Origin of the sequence: Plantactinospora sp. ZYX-F-223 (assembly GCF_039649625.1) — a bacterium.
Classification (GTDB): Bacteria; Actinomycetota; Actinomycetes; order Mycobacteriales; family Micromonosporaceae; genus Plantactinospora.
The window spans coordinates 174,225-190,281 of sequence record NZ_JBDJAV010000006.1 but is presented as its reverse complement, the minus strand read 5'-3'; the positions used below and the strand labels follow the sequence as shown (position 1 = coordinate 190,281).

Here is a 16,057-nt window from a genome sequence, read left to right as displayed (position 1 = left end):
ATCCCTTCCGCCGCGAGCGGCGAATGGCGACACTCCGCAATCATCGGTCGGAGACCGGAGACTCCGGTCATCCGTCGATGTGACGACGTCGATCGATCCCTCGCGGCTCATTGACAGAGCGTGATCCGGGCCGGCCGGCTCCGACGCCCCCGGTCCGGCGTACCCGGATGCCCTGAACCGACCCTGCCGTCGAGCGGGGTCGGTATCGGCGGGCCGGACTCGGGACGCGAATTAGCCGGTCGGCACGGGATCGGCTAGGCGGCGCGGGCGGTAAGCGTGTCCGGTGGATCTTCCTGCCGTTCCCTCGGCACACTGCCGATATCGACGACCGCGGGCAGCACCCGGTGCGCACGGAACGCGACATTGGGCTTGTAGGTACTTACGTGCCCCGGCACCAGACGCAGCCCGGGAATTGCCTCCGCGAGCCGTACGAGCGCGATCCGGGCCTCAAGGCGGGCGAGTGCGGCACCGATGCAGAAATGCGGACCGTAACCGAAGGAGAGATGATCCTTCACGTCGTCCCGGTCCGGATCGAACCGATCCGGACCGGTGAACGTCGCCGGGTCGCGGTTCGCGGCGCCGATGAGGAGCAGGCACCGTTGCCCGGCGGGGATGGTGACGCCGTCGATGGTGACCGGTCGCAGGGTCACCCGCAGCCAGCCGTCGATGGCGGGGCCGAACCGCAGCGCCTCTTCCAGCAAGGCCGGGACGCTGGCCGGGTCGTCGGCGATGCGTTCCCACCGGCCCGGCACGGACAGTGCCTGTTCCAGGCCGTGGGCGAGGAGTCCGGCGGTGGTCTCGTGGCCGGCGACGAGCAGGTTGAACGCCATGGAGGCGACCTCGGCGACGGTGAGGATCTCGTCGTCGCCGTCGCGGTAGCGCAGGGCCCGGGAGATGAAGTCGTCGCCGTCGAGGTCGCCTTCGGCGCGCTGGTTGACCAGGTCCTGGCAGTAGTGCCAGAAGTCGAGCAGGCCCTGGGCGAGACGTACCTGCTCGGCGGGTTCGGGCTGGCCCCAGACGAGGGCGATCTGCCCGTCGGCCCACTGCCGGATCCGGGCGGTGTCCCGGTCGGGTACCCCGAGGATGTCCAGCACCACCAGCAGGGGAAGCAGGGCGGTGAACTCGCCGATCAGGTCGACGACCTCGCCCCGGCGGGCGGTGATGGCGGCGACGAGTTCGTCGACCCGGCGCCGCACGATCGGCCCGTACTGGGCGGCGACCCGGGGGCCGGTGTTGGCGAAGGTGGCCCGCAGTGCCCGCCTGGTGCGGGTGTGCACCGGGGAGTCGGCCGCGGCCGTCGTCGGCGGCACGTCGAGCCGCATCACGATCGCGAGGGCTTCGGGACACATCTCGTAGACCGGGGCCAGGGTGAGGGCGTTGCCGAAACTGTCCGCGTCCCCGAACGCCTGCCGGACGTGCTCGTGCCGGCTGATCAACCACATGCCCAGGTCCTCGGCGTAGTGCACGCTCTCCGGGCGGTCCAGCAGATCTCGCCACACCGTGGCCGGGTCGGTCAGATAGGTACCAGCGAACGGGCTGAGTTCCATGGCCGCCTCCTGGCCCACGCTCGGGCGCTGTCGCAGGGTTCCGATGGCAGGGCCCCGGTGGCAATAGTTGGCCCACTGGGAATGAGCTGTCCCGTAACTCTCAACGACATCTGGAATCTCACGATGCGCTGCGGCAGACGGTAAGTCAAGGTATCGGTTTGTGCCATTGTATTGGCGCTCCGGCGCGACGTCGGCCACCCGCGGCCGGAGGCCGGCAAGATGCCAGATTGCAAGTTGCCACCTGCACCTTGCCGCCTGGTCACAGCCGCTGGCAGACCGTCACGCCGCGTCACCGACCCCGATCCGGGCCGCGTCGCGCGGCGAGGTCTCCGCGTCCGGTCCCGGTAGACTGCGACGTCCCCAGCGGACCGGATAATTGCGGTGAAAGGGTGCCAGTTGAGCGCTCGTTTGGGTAGATCCTCGCCAATACTAAATGTTCACTGATGTGTAACCACTCACCTCGACGACCCGCCAGGAGGTCCCGTTGGCCAGCCGACGAGCCTTTTTCGGCCTCCCCTTGCGGTCCATCCTGACCAGCGCCGCTCCTGAGCTCGATCCGGTCGAGCCGGCCCCCTGTCCGTCGCGAGCTGATGGCCGGGGCCCGACCGTGTCCGGGTCGACGCGTGTGAGGATGATCGACATGCGGGCAGTGGTCTTCGAGGAGTTCGGCGGGCGACCAGAGCTGCGTACCGTGCCCGATCCGGTGCCGAGCCCCGCGGGCGTGGTGATCGAGGTCGGGGCGACTGGGCTGTGCCGGAGCGACTGGCACGGCTGGCAGGGGCACGATCCGGACATCCGCCTGCCACACGTGCCGGGACACGAGTTCGCCGGTGTGGTTGCGGCGGTCGGTCCGGCGGTGCGCGGCTGGCGGGCCGGTGACCGGGTCACCGCCCCGTTCGTCTGCGCCTGCGGCACCTGCCCCGCCTGCCTCGCCGGGGACCAGCAGGTCTGCGAGCGGCAGACCCAGCCCGGCTTCACCCACTGGGGCTCGTACGCCGACCTCGTCGCGGTCGAGCACGCCGATGTGAACCTGGTCCGGCTCCCCGACGAGCTGAGCTTCGCTGCTGCCGCCGCGCTCGGCTGCCGGTTCGGCACGGCGTTCCGGGCGGTGGTCGCGCAGGGCCGGGTGGCCGCCGGCGAGTGGGTGGCGGTACACGGCTGTGGTGGGGTGGGACTCTCCGCGGTGATGATCGCGGTGGCCTGCGGCGCCCGGGTGGTGGCGGTCGACGTCAGCCCGGCCGCGCTGGAGCTGGCCCGCCGGTTCGGTGCCACCGCCTGCCTGGATGCCGGCACGCTGCCCGGCCCGCGGGCGGTGGCCGGGGCGGTCCGCGAGCTGACCGGCGGCGGCGCGCACCTGTCGCTGGACGCGCTGGGCAGCGCGCCGACCTGTGCCGGGTCGATCGAGAGCCTGCGGCGCCGGGGCCGGCACGTACAGGTCGGGCTGCTACCGGCCACGAACGGGCACCCGGCGGTGCCGATGGACCGGGTCATCGCGTACGAGTTGGAGCTGCGCGGCAGCCACGGGATGGCCGCGCACGCGTACCCGGAACTGCTGGCGCTGGTCGGCGCCGGGGTGCTCCGACCGGCGGAACTGGTCACCCAGACGATCGGGCTGGCCGAGGCACCGGCGGCGCTGGCCACCCTGGACCGGCCGCCGGTCGGCGGCATCCGGCTGATCCAACCGAATCGGGACTGACCGCCCGACGCTACCGACGGGTCGCTATCGACGTTCGTCAAGGCCCGTTCCGGATGCTTTCATTGGTGCCATGGCGAACCCGGTGATCTTGACGGTCGACGACGACCCGGCGGTGTCGCGCGCGGTCGCCCGGGACGTACGGCGGCGCTACGGCGACCGGTACCGGGTGGTCCGCGCCTCCTCCGGCGAGGAGGCGCTCGCCGCGCTGCGCGAGATCAAACTCCGTGGTGACCAGGTCGCGGTGCTGCTGGCCGACTACCGGATGCCGCAGATGAACGGCATCGAGTTCCTCGAAGCGGCGATGGACCTCTTCCCGACCGCCCGCCGGGTGCTGCTGACCGCCTACGCGGACACCAACGCGGCGATCGACGCGATCAATGTCGTCGATCTCGACCACTACCTGCTCAAGCCCTGGCATCCGCCGGAGGAGAAGCTCTATCCGGTGCTGGACAGCCTGCTGGAGGCCTGGGCCGCGACCCCGGAGGCCGCCCCGGACGAGGTACGGGTGATCGGCCACCGCTGGTCCGCGCCGTCGTTCGAGGTCCGCGACTTCCTCGCCCGCAACCTCGTGCCGTACCGCTGGCTGCTGGCCGACGAGCCGGAGGGCGGGCGGCTGCTGGCCGCCGCCGGAGCCGACCCGGCCGACGTGCCGGTGGTGATCACCACGGACGGCACCGCGCTGGTCAAGCCGACCGAGGCCGAACTGGCGGACCGGTGCGGGCTCTCCACCACCCCGGCCGCCGACTTCTACGACCTGGTGGTGGTCGGCGCCGGCCCGGCCGGGCTCGGCGCGGCGGTCTACGGCGCCTCCGAGGGGCTGCGCACGGTGCTGGTCGAGCGGCAGGCGACCGGCGGTCAGGCCGGGCAGAGCAGCCGGATCGAGAACTACCTCGGCTTCCCGGACGGAGTCTCCGGATCGCAGCTCGCCGACCGGGCCCGCCGGCAGGCGCTGAAGTTCGGCGCCGAGCTGCTGGCCGCCCGGGACGTGATCGGGCTGGAGGCGGCCGGCGCGACCCGGCTGCTCCGGTTCAGCGACGGCTCGTCGATCGCCGCCCACACGGTGGTGCTGGCCACCGGGGTCTCCTACCGTCAGCTCACCGCGCCCGGACTGGCCGACCTGACCGGTCGTGGCGTCTTCTACGGCTCGGCGTCGACCGAGGCACCGAACTGCGCCGGTCAGGACGTCTACATCGTCGGCGGGGCGAACTCGGCCGGGCAGGCGGCGGTCTACTTCGCCCGGCACGCCCGCCGGGTGCACCTGCTGGTACGCGGCCCCGACCTGCACCGCTCGATGTCGCACTATCTGATCGAGCAGATCGAACGGATCGACAACATCGAGGTGCACCCGCACTCCGAGGTGGTCGGCGGCGAGGGCACCGACCACCTGGAGCAGCTTGTCATCTGCGACAACCGGGCCGGGCAGCGGAGGACCGTGAAGGCGTCCTGGCTCTTCGTCTTCATCGGCGCCGAACCGCGTACCGACTGGTTGGCCGACGTGGTGGCCCGGGACGCCCGGGGCTACGTACTGACCGGGCTCGACCTGAGCAGCGACGGCCGGCGGCCGGCCGGCTGGTCGCTGCCCCGCGACCCGTACCCGCTGGAGTCGAGCCTGCCCGGGGTCTTCGCCGCCGGGGACGTCCGGGCCGACTCGATCAAGCGGGTCGCCTCGGCCGTCGGCGAGGGTGCGATGGTGGTCTCCCTGGCCCACCAGTATCTGGCGGCACAGTGAGCTATCTGGCCGCGCGGTGAAGCTCTTTCGGGCGGGAGACGGCTCACGAACACGAATCGGGTGACGAGATGACCGGATCGGACGAACGGCTGGCGATCGAGGAACTGCGTACGCTGTTCCTGTTCGAGTCGCTGGACGAGGAGAAGCTCGGCTACATCCACGAGCACGGCCGGGTGCAGCGGCTGCCGGCCGGGGCCGACGTCTTCGTCGAGGGCGCCGAGGCGAACTGCTTCTACGTGCTGCTCGACGGCACCGTCTCGCTGATCCGGCTGGTGCAGGGCGACCAGGTCGAGATCACCCGCACCGACCAGCGCGGCGTGTACGGCGGGGCGACCCAGCCGTACCTGAACGAGCAGCGGGTGCAGACCTACCTGAACGGGATGCGGGCGATCACCGACGTGACGCTCTTCGTGCTGCCGGCCGAGGTGATCAGCACGGCGATGCGGCGCTGGTTCCCGATGGCGATGCACCTGCTGGACGGGCTCTTCATCGGCATGCGGACCACCCAGACCGTGGTGGGCGAGCGGGAACGGCTGCTGGCCCTCGGCTCGCTGTCGGCGGGGCTGACCCACGAGCTGAACAATCCGGCCGCCGCCGCCGTCCGGGCCACCTCGGTGCTCCGGGACCGGGTCGCCGGAATGCGGCACAAGCTGGCGATGATCGCCGACGGCCGGCTCGACGGGGAGCGGCTGCAACGCCTGGTCGAACTCCAGGAGGCCGCCGTCAAGCAGGCCGCCACCGCGCCCACCCTCTCCCCGCTGGAGACCAGCGACGCCGAGGACGCCCTGGCCGACTGGCTGGACGAGCACGACGTCACCGGCGGTTGGGACCTCGCCCCGACGCTGACCGCCGGCGGCATCGACGTGCCCTGGCTGGAACAGGTCGGCACGGCGGTACGCCCGGACGACCTGGAACCGGCGATCCGCTGGCTGACCTACACCGTCGAGACCGAACTGCTGCTCGGCGAGATCGACGACGCGCTGAGCCGGATCACCGGGCTGGTCGGGGCAGCGAAGCAGTACTCGCAACTGGACCGGGCCCCGCACCGGACGGTCGACGTGCACGACCTGCTCGACGCCACGTTGGCGATGTTCAGCGCCAAGGTCAAGCCCGGTCTCCAGGTGGTGAAGGAGTACGACCGCAGCCTGCCGGCGATCCCGGTCTACGCCGCCGAACTCAACCAGGTGTGGACCAACCTGGTCGACAACGCGCTCTACGCGATCGGCGAGGAGGGTGTGCTGACCGTACGCACCGGGCGGGACGCCGACTCGATCGTGGTGGAGATCGTCGACACCGGACCGGGCATCCCGGCCGCCGTCCGGTCCCGGATCTTCGAGCCGTTCTTCACCACCAAGCCGATCGGCGACGGCACGGGGCTGGGGCTGGACATCTCGTACCGGATCGTGGTCAACAAGCACCACGGGGACATCCGGGTCGAGTCCGAGCCGGGGCGTACCACTTTCCGGGTCTGCCTGCCGATCTCCGGACCCGAGCCCGGCGCGGTGGAGGCCGCGCTGTCCTGATCCGGTGGCCGGCACCCCGCCGGTTACGGCGGCGGACCGGGCGGTCGCGTGAGCGGGTCAGCTCGTCGAGCGGAGCCGGCGGCCGGAGCCGTCGGCGCGCATGGCCGCGACCAGGTCCTCCCGGGCCCGCGCCACCCGGGAGCGGATCGTGCCGACCGGGCAGTCACAGACCTCCGCCGCCTCGGCGTAGCTCAGTCCGGCCACCTGGGTGGCGACGAACGCCTCCCGGCGGTCCGGCGGCAGGTCCGCCAGCAGCCGGGCCAGTTCCACGGCGCCCTCGAAGCCGGTGCTGCCCCGGGCCAGCTCGGCGTCGGCGGCGAGTTGCCAGTCCGGCAGCGACGCGACCCGGGGACGGCGCATGGCGGTCCGGACGTGGTCGACGCAGGCTCGCCGGGCGATCGAGAGCAACCACGTCTTCGCCGACGACCTGGCCGCGAAGCGGGGCAGTGCGCGCATCGCCCGCAGGTAGGTCTCCTGGGCCAGATCCTCCGCCTCGCCGGCACCCACCAGGTGGGAGACGAACCGCTGCACGTCGTGCTGGGTCGCCCGGATGAAGGCCGCTGCCGCCGAGCGGTCGCCGGCCTTGGCGGCCAGCGCAAGCCTGGTGATCTCGTCGCTCTCGACGCCGGGGGGAGGCATGCCCCAAAGCTACCGGTACCGGTGTCCCCCTCGAATACCCCCGGTGGGCATCTGATCGCCGAACGGGTCGATCATGCTGCTGAGGCCCCGGTCGAGCAAGGTCGGCGGCGGAATGCTTACCCCCGGGGGAACCGGCGGACCGTCAGGCCCGACTATGAGTGTGTGCGGTGCGAACAGTATCGAGAAGCCCTGTCGGCCCGGCTGGACGGCGAGGAAGATCCGGTCGAGCGGGCCGGGCTGGACCGCCACCTCGCCGGCTGCACGGAGTGCCGGAGCTGGTGGGAGAGCGCGACGGCGCTGAACAGGCTCGCCCGGACCAGCGTCGTACCGCCACCGATGGAGATCGACGACCGGCTCCTCGCGGCCGCTCCCGGGCCGGGTCGGGCGACCCGGCTGGCCAGTACGCTCCGGCTCGCGCTCGGGGTGGTGGGCGTCGCCCAGTTCCTGCTCGGCGCGGCCCAGATCGCCGGCATCGGCTCGACCGGGCATCCGCACGGCCTTGAGGTCGTGCTCGGCGGCGGCCCCGACCACCTGTGGCACGAGTCGGCAGCCTGGAACGTCGCGCTCGGCGCCGGATTCGCCTGGATCGCGCTGCGCCGTACCCGGCCGCTGGGCCTGGTACCCACGCTGACCGCGTTCGTCGCCGTGCTGACCCTGCTCTCGGTCAACGACGCGATCGCCGGCCGGGTCGACCCCAACCGGATCCTCAGTCACGGGCTGATCCTGGCCGGCTATCTGATCATCCTCGGTCTGTCCCGCCCGGCGATCGAGTCGGGCGAGCCGCCGACCCGGCACGAACAGCGGACCGGGCCGGGCTGGCGGGCGACGTTCGAGGAGGAGCCGGCACCGGCACCGCCGCGCCTGCGGCTGGTCCGGGCCCGGCCCGGGACGGCTCAGGCGCGCACCCACCACCGGGCGGCCTGACCGCACCGGGCGATGCCCGCGCTGCTCAACCGCGCGAGCTGCGTCCGCCGTGTGCCGGGTTCGGCGTGTGCGGACGCGTGCCCAGTTGCCGCCAGTCGGACTCGGCGACCTGGATGTCGTAGTGCTTCGCCGCCGCGAGGATGTTCGCGAACGCCTGGTCCCGCTCGGCGTCGCTGACGTCGTGCGTCTGGTCGAACCGGGCGATCGCGTTGCGCACGTGCGACGCGTCGGTGAGCGGCTCCTTGCGCTTGCCAGGGAAGGCGAACGCGCTGTCCGGCAGTTCCCGCGACTGTTTGCTGCTGATGACTCCGTGCTGGTCGACGGGCTTCCAGGTGGTCTTCATGGCTTCCTCCTGACCGAGGCGTCTCCCCCCACCGAAGTTCTCCTACCCCTGCCCTGGACCGATAACCGGCCGATCAGACCAGCGTCGCGCGAGGGGGCTGACAAAATTTGGATTCTGTCATCCGTTAGTCCATACTTGCTGAAGCGGCGGCGCCCGGCCCGGTCACCGGCCAGCCTGGAGTCGCCGCACCCAGACATCGCCGGAACCCGGCAGCCGGCCCGCCGGAGCAGCGGCCGGCAACCACGGACAGGAGCAGAACATGGAGAACCGGACACTCGGCAGCAACGGCCCCACGGTCTCCGCCCTCGGCCTCGGCACCATGGGGATGTCCGACCTCTACGGGCCCGCCGACGAGACGGAGAGCGTCGCGACGATCCACGCGGCCCTGGACGCGGGAGTCACGCTGCTGGACACCGGCGACTTCTACGGCGCCGGGCACAACGAGATGCTGCTCGGTCGCGCGCTGCGCGACCGCGACCGCGACCAGGTCGCGATCAGTGTCAAGTTCGGCGCGCTGCGCGACCCGGAGGGCGGCTGGGGCGGCATCGACGGCCGCCCGCAGGCGGTACGGAACTTCCTCGCGTACACCCTGCGCCGGCTCGACACCGACTACGTCGACGTGTACCGGCTCTCCCGGCTCGACCCGGCGGTGCCGATCGAGGAGACCGTGGGCGCGATCGCCGAGCAGGTGACCGCCGGCCGGGTACGCCACATCGGCCTCTCCGAGGTCGGCGCGGCGACGATCCGGCGGGCCCAGGCCGTACATCCGATCGCCGACCTCCAGATCGAGTACTCGCTGTTGTCCCGGACGGTCGAGGCGGAGATCCTGCCCACCTGTCGCGAGCTGGGCATCGGCGTGACGGCGTACGGGGTGCTGTCCCGAGGGCTGCTCAGCGGGCACTGGACCGCCGACCGCCAGCTCTCCCCCGGCGACTTCCGCTCGTTCAGCCCCCGGTTCAGCGGGGACAACCTCCAGGCGAACCTGCTGCTGGTGGACGCGCTGCGCGAGGTCGCGCAGGCTCGCGGGGCCACCGTCTCGCAGGTCGCGATCGCCTGGGTGCTCAGCCGGGGCAACGACATCGTGCCGCTGGTCGGGGCCAGGCGCCGGGACCGGCTGGCCGAGTCGCTCGGTGCGCTCGACCTGAAGCTCGACGCCGACGACCTGGCCGCCATCGAGCGGGCCGTACCGGTCGACTCCGCCGCCGGCGCACGCTACGCCGCCCCCCTGATGGAGCACCTGGACAGCGAACGGTGAAATAGTGCCCATGGCCGACTCGACGCTGACCCCGGAACGGATCCTCGAAGCGGCGGAGGAGGTCCTCCGCCGCTTCGGCCCGGCCAAGGCGACCGTGGTGGACGTCGCCCGGGCGCTGGGGGTGAGCCACGGCAGCGTCTACCGGCATTTCGCCAGCAAGACGGCGTTGCGCGAGGCGGTGGCCGACCGCTGGCTGGACCGGGTGCACGCCGAGCTGCCGGGGGTGACCGCCAGCACCGCGCCGGCGCCCGAGCGGCTGCGGTCCTGGCTGCACACGCTGCACGGGGCGAAGCGCGTGACGGCGCTCGACGACCCGGAACTCTTCGCCACCTATATCGTGCTGGTCGGCGAGGCCAGCACGGTGATCGCCGCAGCGCTGGACGGGCTGGTCGCGCAGCTCTCCCGGATCATCGCGGACGGGGTCGCCGGTGGCGACTTCGCCGTCGACGACGTGCCGCGGGCCGCCCGGGCGGTGCTGCACGCGACCGTACGGTTCCACGATCCGACGCACTGCGCCCAGTGGGCCGACCCGGACATCGAGCGGCAGCTCGACGCCGTCTGCGACCTGCTGCTCGACGGCCTCCGCCCGCGCTGAACCGCCGCCCGGCCCGGCGTCCCCGCCCCGGTGCCGAACCTGGTAGGCACACTGTCGAGCTGCCCCGTCCATGCGCCCGGCAAGGAGCACGGCGGGCCTCGGGCGCACCCAGACACTCACCACGGGCCGGACGGGGTGAGTGTCTGAGCGACGGCGGGACGGATGCCCGCCGAGCGACGCGCAGCGGTCCCCAGTCACCCGACCAGCCGAACGCCCTCGGCTCACCTGAAACGGTGCATTGACTTTATTAGTTAACTTTCCTAATGTTTCAGCAACTCAGCAACATCGATCCCGATCCCGCTTCGCCCGGTGCCGGCGCCGCATCTCGCTGCCGCCCCGCCGGTGTCGCAGCGACCCCACCCCCACCAGGTCGGATCGAGCCGCTGAGGCGCCTGCGACAGAAGGGAACGTCGATGTCACCTACCCTGAGCGCCGAGCGGGTCCGCCCGCCGGGACGCCGCCCCGGCATCCGGTCCAGGTTGTTCACCGGAGCACTCGCGCTCGCCACCGCCGCGACCGGCACGGCCATCGCGCTCGCACCGCTCGCCCCCGCCGAGGCCGTCGTGCTGCCCAACAACTTCAAGAGCGTCGGCTACCTGCCGAGCTGGGCCGGCGACGTCAACGCCATCCAGTACAACAAGCTGACCCACATCAACTACGCGTTCGTACTGCCGAACGCGAACGGCACGCTGCGGGCCGTGGAGAACCCGAGCAAGCTCTCCTCGCTGGTGTCGCGGGCGCACAGCAGCAACGTCAAGGTGTCGATCGCGATCGGCGGCTGGAACAACGGGGACGACTCGGCCTTCGAGGCACTCGCGTCCAACGCCTCCAGCCGGACCACGTTCGTGAACAGCGTGATCAGCTTCGTGACACAGTACAACCTGGACGGTGTCGACATGGACTGGGAGTACCCGGACTCCGGCACCTCGGCGAACAACTTCACCGCGCTGATGCAGCAGCTCAGCGGGCAGCTCCGCAGCCGGGGCAAGCTGCTCACCGCCGCGGTGGTCTCCGAGGGCGGTACCGTCAACGGGGTGCAGCCGGCCGTCTTCGGCTACGTCGACTGGCTGAACATCATGGCGTACGACGGCGGCAGCCCGCACGCCAACTACGACTGGTCGATCAACGCGGTGAACGGCTGGAAGTCGCGCGGCCTGCCGGCCAGCAAGGCGGTGCTCGGCGTACCGTTCTACAGCCGGCCCGGCTACTACACCTACTCCGCTCTGGTCGCGATGGACCCGGCCAACGCCAACCGGGACTGCACCACGGCCGGCGGGGCGCAGCAGTGCTACAACGGCATCCCGACGGTGAAGCGCAAGACCCAGTGGGCGATGGCCAATGCCGGCGGGATGATGAACTGGGAGTTGTCCCAGGACACCAACAACGCGACCTCGCTGGTCAGCGCCATCTACGACACGGTGATGGGCGGCGGCGACCCGCCGCCGAGCGGCCGGACCGGCCAGATCACCGGCATCGGCGGCAAGTGCGTCGACGTCGCGGCGGCCTCCACCGCGAACGGCACGGCGATCCAGCTCTACACCTGCAACGGCAGCGACGCCCAGCGCTGGACGGTCGGCACCGACGGCACCCTGCGGGCGCTCGGCAAGTGCGCCGACATCACCGCCGCCGCGACCAACAACGGCGCGAAGGTGCAGCTCTACGACTGCAACGGCACCGGCGCGCAGGTCTGGCAGGCGCAGAGTAACGGCACCCTGCGCAACCCGGCCTCGAACAAGTGCCTGGACGCCACCGACAACAGCTCGGCCGACGGCACCCGGCTACAGATCTGGGACTGCTTCGGCGGCGCCAACCAGGTCTGGCGGCTTCCGGCCTGATCCCGGCACCGCATCCGGCCCGGTCGCCACAAGCGGCCGGGCCGGATGGTGTCCAGCCGGTCCTGTCCCGCGCCGCCGCAGGTTCACCGCCAGAGGTCCACCGCCCGACTTCACCGCCCGACTTCACCGCCAGACGTTCACCGCCAGCCGGCCGGTGCTGCCCAGGTCGATCCCGCCCCGCGGCGCGACGAGCTGGGCCGGTGAGCCGGGTGCGGGCGTTATCTCCAGATAGCTCGCGTTCGTGGCCGGCTCGGTGGACTCGGTGACGGTGTTCCGCCAGAGCACCCGGGCCCTCGCCGTCTCGCCGGGCCGCAGCACCACCGGCCGGGGTGGCACGTCGTAGCTGTCCGGGCTGCTCACCGGCGCCGACCCGTTGCCGACCGTGACATCGAGCGCCCGCCGCTCCTGATCCAGCACCCGCACCGCCGGATAACCGTCGAGCCGGTACGGAGCCGTGCCGCAGTTGCGCAGCTCGATCCCGAGCGCCCGCAGGCCGAGCGCGGGTTCCACCTCACCGGCGGTGATCAGGAAGCCGTCGGGACACTCGACGGCGGTCGGCGACGGATCGGCGGTCAGGGTCGGCTCCGGTATCGGCGGCCTGCTCGGCGTACCACACGCGGCGAGTAGCGCGGCCGCGCCGAGCAGTGTGCCGAGCCGGCGCATCCGCCCGGGGTGGGACGGCGGGACGCCGATCGTCATGCGCTGCCTTCCTGACCCCTGCGGGGTCTCGTCGAGTACGCCGCCGGGCTCCTGTTTCGGTGCGGGCAGGCTGCTGAGCAGGAACAATATCAATCCCGATATCGCGGATGGGCGGGTGCGTGCGCGCGGCACCGGTCAGCCGAAGGTGTAGCCGGTCAGGTACTCCGGAACGACGATCCGGCTCCTCGGCGCCGCCCTCCGGATCGCCGTGAGCATCGCCTCGAACCGCGGCCGGTCGGCCGGCGCGATCGGCGGCGGATTCCGCAACTCGGTCTCGAAGTTGTCCCAGTGCACCGGCACCACGATCTCGGGATAGTCCAGCGCCGCGAGCAGCCGGGGCAGGTACTCGTGCGTGGAGGTGCTGGCGGCCATCGCGATCATCGCGATGTCGGGCCGCAGCCCGGTCACGTTGCGTTCCACGAAGTCGCTGGCGCCCAGGAAGAAGACCGCCGGACCGTCCTTGACGGTCAACTGATAGGCGAGGGTGTCGCCCTCCGGCAGGTCGGCGACGGTGGCGGGCTTCGGCGGCCGGCTCAGTCGCAGTCCGGGGATGCCGATCGAGTACGCCGCGTTCCGGCTGTGCAGCGAGGCGACCACCTCGACGGTGTAGTCACCGAAGTCGAGCACCTCGCCGCCCTTCACCAGCCCCAGTTGCCCGGACGGGATGCCGGAGGCCAGGCCGAGCTGGTACGTCGTCATGGTGCCGAGCACTCGCGCCCCGGTCGTCGTCGCGATGTGCGGTACGTCGTTGAAGTGGTCCCAGTGCGAGTGGGTGACCAGTACCGTCTCGGGCCGGCCCACGTGTTCGTCGACGGTGGCGGTGGCGACGGTCAGCGGGGTGGCCAGGTCCGCCCCGCCCTCGAAGAGTCCGGTCTTGTACCGGCTCAGGTACGGGTCGACCAGTACCGTCCGGGTGCCGATGTCGATCCGCCACCCGGCCGTACCGAACCAGCGGAACGTCGCGGCGGCGCGGGCACCCCGCGACCTGGTGCGACCGGCCGGAGCCGGGCGTGGCGCGGCGACGGCGGCCGTGCCGAGTCCCGGCGAGGCGGTGGCGGCGAGCCCGGTCGCGGCGGCACCGACGGCGGCGGTCCGGAGCAGGCCCCGGCGGTCGAGTCGAGTTTCGGGCATGAGTTTCCCCTCCGATCGGGCCCGGCCGGGCGTGCGTGCGCCTGGGCAGCGCGGTCACGCCCCGACCGGGCGGTCGAGTGCGGAAACCCAATCACCGGCCGACCCGCGCCGTCCAAGACCATCGGGCGATCCGCCGATATCTGTTCGGATATCAGCGCTGGTAGCGGCGGTGTGGAAAGCCGTCAGCGGCTCGGAAGATCGTCGGAGGGTCGCGCCGATCCGGCACGCCCGGCCAGCCCCGGAACGGAACGTCGTCGATCCCTCCGGGCCGACCCGCCGCGACGGCGCTGTCGAAGTCTCGGCGGCGGGATCCCATTCCTGGATGTTGATGTGCATGATTGCGGTTGGCTGACGCCGGACGAGGACTCCGGCCACGGGGAAGGGACGACATGACATCCGCGAGAACAGAACCGGGGGCCGTGCTGCGCGAGCAGGGCCTGATCCGCAATCCGGTGTTGCCGGGCTTCCACCCGGATCCCTGCATCCTGCGGGTCGGTTCCGACTACTACATCGCGACCTCGACCTTCGAGTGGTATCCGGGGGTACGCCTGCACCACTCCACCGACCTGGTGCACTGGCGACCGCTCGGCGGCATCCTCACCGAACGCCGGCTGCTCGACCTCGGCGGTGCCGGCGACTCGGCCGGGGTCTGGGCACCCGACCTGAGCTATCGGGACGGCATGTTCTATCTCGTCTTCACCGACGTGTCGAGCTTCGCCGGGGGGTACTGGGACTCGCAGAACTACCTGACCACCGCCACCGACCTCGCCGGGCCGTGGTCCGACCCGGTGGCGTTGCACGCGCGCGGCTTCGACCCGTCGATGTTCCACGACGAGGACGGCAGCAGTTGGCTGCTCTCCATGGCCGCCGACTGGCGCCCGGGGCGGAACCGGTTCGCCGGCATCCAGCTCCAGCGGTACGACCGGGCGGCCGGCAGGCTCGTCGGCGAGGAGCGGATGATCTTCGAGGGTACCGCTGCCGGGCTGACCGAGGCGCCGCGGATCTATCGCAAGGACGGCTGGTACTACCTGGTCACCGCCGAGGGCGGCACCAGTTGGACGCATCAGGTCACCGTCGCCCGGTCCCGGGCGCTGACCGGCCCCTACCAGGTGGCACCGGGTGGACCGCTGCTCACCTCCGCCGGGCGCCCGGACCTGGAGTTGCAGAAGGCCGGGCACGGCAGCCTGGTGTGCACGCCGGACGGGCAGTGGTTCATGGCGCACCTGGTCGCGCGGCCGTACTCGCCGCTGGGCCGGTGCGTGCTCGGGCGGGAGACGGCGATCCAGTCGGTGACCTGGGACGAGGCCGGTTGGCCGCGCATCGACGGTGGCATTCCGGCCGAGACCGTGCCGGCACCGGTCGGCGCGACGACGTCCGGCCACCGTCCGGCTGGGACCGCCGGGGACCGGCCCGAGGGGTACGTCGCGCGCGACGACTTCGACGCTGCGGTGCTGGGACCCGACTGGTCGACCCTGCGCCGCCCGGCCACCCCCGACTGGGTACGGCTCGACGCCCGGCCGTCGCACCTGCGCGTCTACGGCGGGCAGTCCCCGGTGGGCCGGCAGCGCCCGAGCATCGTCGCCCGCCGGGTAACCGCCAAACACTGCGTGTTCGACGCCACCATGGAGTTCCGGCCGCGCACCTTCCGGCAGCTCGCCGGCATCACGGCGTACTACAACAGCGGCAACTGGCACTACCTCTACCTGAGCGTGGCCGACGACGGCCGTCGGGTGCTGGACGTGCTCTCCTGCGACACGGGTCGACTGGTCGAGCACCCCGGATGCCGGGTCGACGCCACCGGGGTCGACCGGGTACGCCTGCGCGTGCACCTCGACGGCCCGCTCGTCAAGTTCGGCTACTCGTTCCGCTCCACATCGGAGGGGGCCGAGCCCGGCGACGAGTGGCAGGGACTCCCCGTCGCGCTGGACGCGACGATCCTCTCCGACGAGTACACGTCGAGGAGCACCGGGGAGGGCGAGCCGGAGGCGTGGGGTTTCACCGGCGCCTTCGTCGGGCTCTGGGTGCAGGATCTGGGTGCCGACGGGGCGTACGCCGACTTCGACGACGCGACGTACCGGAGGGTCGTCGAGCCTGGCTGATCCTCGCCGACAACGCCAGCGAGCACGGGGACCGGCGCACCC

13 protein-coding genes are annotated in these 16,057 nt (G+C 71.7%); 8 read left to right on the top strand and 5 right to left on the bottom strand.

Annotated elements, in window-relative coordinates; translation table 11 throughout:
* Positions 1-254: 254 nt before the first annotated feature.
* Positions 255-1,547, bottom strand: a complete 1,293-nt coding sequence (locus tag AAH979_RS08580) for a cytochrome P450 (RefSeq protein WP_346257514.1) — start codon at positions 1,545-1,547, stop codon at positions 255-257.
* 640 nt (positions 1,548-2,187) lie between these two features.
* Here AAH979_RS08580 and AAH979_RS08575 point away from each other — a divergent pair.
* The 3 genes from AAH979_RS08575 to AAH979_RS08565 all read left to right on the top strand — a co-directional run bounded on the left by AAH979_RS08575 (position 2,188) and on the right by AAH979_RS08565 (position 6,495).
* On the top strand, positions 2,188-3,243 hold the full coding sequence (locus AAH979_RS08575; protein ID WP_346257513.1) for a zinc-dependent alcohol dehydrogenase family protein: 1,056 nt from the start codon (positions 2,188-2,190) through the stop codon (positions 3,241-3,243).
* Between the two features lie 70 nt (positions 3,244-3,313).
* A complete protein-coding gene (locus AAH979_RS08570; protein WP_346257512.1) occupies positions 3,314-4,972 on the top strand; it encodes an FAD-dependent oxidoreductase in 1,659 nt (552 codons plus the stop codon).
* A gap of 68 nt (positions 4,973-5,040) precedes the next feature.
* On the top strand, positions 5,041-6,495 hold the full coding sequence (locus tag AAH979_RS08565; RefSeq protein ID WP_346257511.1) for an ATP-binding protein: 1,455 nt from the start codon (positions 5,041-5,043) through the stop codon (positions 6,493-6,495).
* A 57-nt stretch (positions 6,496-6,552) separates the two neighbouring features.
* On the opposite strand, the gene AAH979_RS08560 is transcribed toward AAH979_RS08565, so the two are convergent.
* Positions 6,553-7,134, bottom strand: coding sequence for a sigma-70 family RNA polymerase sigma factor (locus tag AAH979_RS08560; RefSeq protein WP_346257510.1), 582 nt, complete (start codon positions 7,132-7,134; stop codon positions 6,553-6,555).
* 162 nt (positions 7,135-7,296) lie between these two features.
* On the opposite strand from AAH979_RS08560, the gene AAH979_RS08555 reads away from it, so the two are divergent.
* A complete protein-coding gene (locus AAH979_RS08555) occupies positions 7,297-8,058 on the top strand; it encodes a zf-HC2 domain-containing protein (protein ID WP_346257509.1) in 762 nt (253 codons plus the stop codon).
* Positions 8,059-8,083: 25 nt separating this feature from the next.
* Here the strand turns inward: AAH979_RS08555 and AAH979_RS08550 are convergent, their stop codons facing one another.
* Complete coding sequence (locus AAH979_RS08550; protein ID WP_346257508.1) at positions 8,084-8,401, bottom strand: DUF6582 domain-containing protein; 318 nt, start codon at positions 8,399-8,401, stop codon at positions 8,084-8,086.
* A 259-nt stretch (positions 8,402-8,660) separates the two neighbouring features.
* Between AAH979_RS08550 and AAH979_RS08545 the strand changes: the two genes are divergently transcribed.
* The 3 genes from AAH979_RS08545 to AAH979_RS08535 all read left to right on the top strand — a co-directional run bounded on the left by AAH979_RS08545 (position 8,661) and on the right by AAH979_RS08535 (position 12,086).
* Positions 8,661-9,656 (top strand): aldo/keto reductase, encoded by a 996-nt coding sequence (locus AAH979_RS08545; protein WP_346257507.1) that lies wholly within the window; start codon positions 8,661-8,663, stop codon positions 9,654-9,656.
* Between the two features lie 10 nt (positions 9,657-9,666).
* Complete coding sequence (locus tag AAH979_RS08540; RefSeq protein ID WP_346257506.1) at positions 9,667-10,251, top strand: TetR family transcriptional regulator; 585 nt, start codon at positions 9,667-9,669, stop codon at positions 10,249-10,251.
* Positions 10,252-10,664: 413 nt separating this feature from the next.
* The gene (locus AAH979_RS08535; RefSeq protein ID WP_346257505.1) at positions 10,665-12,086 is read left to right on the top strand and encodes a glycosyl hydrolase family 18 protein; all 1,422 of its coding nucleotides are present in this window, start codon (positions 10,665-10,667) and stop codon (positions 12,084-12,086) included.
* 123 nt (positions 12,087-12,209) lie between these two features.
* Here AAH979_RS08535 and AAH979_RS08530 read toward each other — a convergent pair whose 3' ends face one another.
* Both AAH979_RS08530 and AAH979_RS08525 read right to left on the bottom strand, forming a co-directional pair.
* Positions 12,210-12,872, bottom strand: coding sequence for a DUF4232 domain-containing protein (locus tag AAH979_RS08530; protein WP_346257504.1), 663 nt, complete (start codon positions 12,870-12,872; stop codon positions 12,210-12,212).
* A gap of 48 nt (positions 12,873-12,920) precedes the next feature.
* Positions 12,921-13,916, bottom strand: coding sequence for an MBL fold metallo-hydrolase (locus tag AAH979_RS08525; RefSeq protein ID WP_346257503.1), 996 nt, complete (start codon positions 13,914-13,916; stop codon positions 12,921-12,923).
* A gap of 389 nt (positions 13,917-14,305) precedes the next feature.
* On the opposite strand from AAH979_RS08525, the gene AAH979_RS08520 reads away from it, so the two are divergent.
* Complete coding sequence (locus AAH979_RS08520) at positions 14,306-16,015, top strand: glycoside hydrolase family 43 protein (protein WP_346257502.1); 1,710 nt, start codon at positions 14,306-14,308, stop codon at positions 16,013-16,015.
* Positions 16,016-16,057: the final 42 nt, after the last annotated feature.

What these genes read in the sequence shown, in the direction of transcription:
- AAH979_RS08580 (WP_346257514.1), bottom strand. Translation starts at nt 1,547, where the DNA reads ATGGAACTCAGCCCGTTCGCTGGTACCTATCTGACCGACCCGGCCACG.
- AAH979_RS08575 (WP_346257513.1), top strand. Translation starts at nt 2,188, where the DNA reads ATGCGGGCAGTGGTCTTCGAGGAGTTCGGCGGGCGACCAGAGCTGCGT.
- AAH979_RS08570 (WP_346257512.1), top strand. Translation starts at nt 3,314, where the DNA reads ATGGCGAACCCGGTGATCTTGACGGTCGACGACGACCCGGCGGTGTCG.
- AAH979_RS08565 (WP_346257511.1), top strand. Translation starts at nt 5,041, where the DNA reads ATGACCGGATCGGACGAACGGCTGGCGATCGAGGAACTGCGTACGCTG.
- AAH979_RS08560 (WP_346257510.1), bottom strand. Translation starts at nt 7,134, where the DNA reads ATGCCTCCCCCCGGCGTCGAGAGCGACGAGATCACCAGGCTTGCGCTG.
- AAH979_RS08550 (WP_346257508.1), bottom strand. Translation starts at nt 8,401, where the DNA reads ATGAAGACCACCTGGAAGCCCGTCGACCAGCACGGAGTCATCAGCAGC.
- AAH979_RS08545 (WP_346257507.1), top strand. Translation starts at nt 8,661, where the DNA reads ATGGAGAACCGGACACTCGGCAGCAACGGCCCCACGGTCTCCGCCCTC.
- AAH979_RS08540 (WP_346257506.1), top strand. Translation starts at nt 9,667, where the DNA reads ATGGCCGACTCGACGCTGACCCCGGAACGGATCCTCGAAGCGGCGGAG.
- AAH979_RS08535 (WP_346257505.1), top strand. Translation starts at nt 10,665, where the DNA reads ATGTCACCTACCCTGAGCGCCGAGCGGGTCCGCCCGCCGGGACGCCGC.
- AAH979_RS08525 (WP_346257503.1), bottom strand. Translation starts at nt 13,916, where the DNA reads ATGCCCGAAACTCGACTCGACCGCCGGGGCCTGCTCCGGACCGCCGCC.
- AAH979_RS08520 (WP_346257502.1), top strand. Translation starts at nt 14,306, where the DNA reads ATGACATCCGCGAGAACAGAACCGGGGGCCGTGCTGCGCGAGCAGGGC.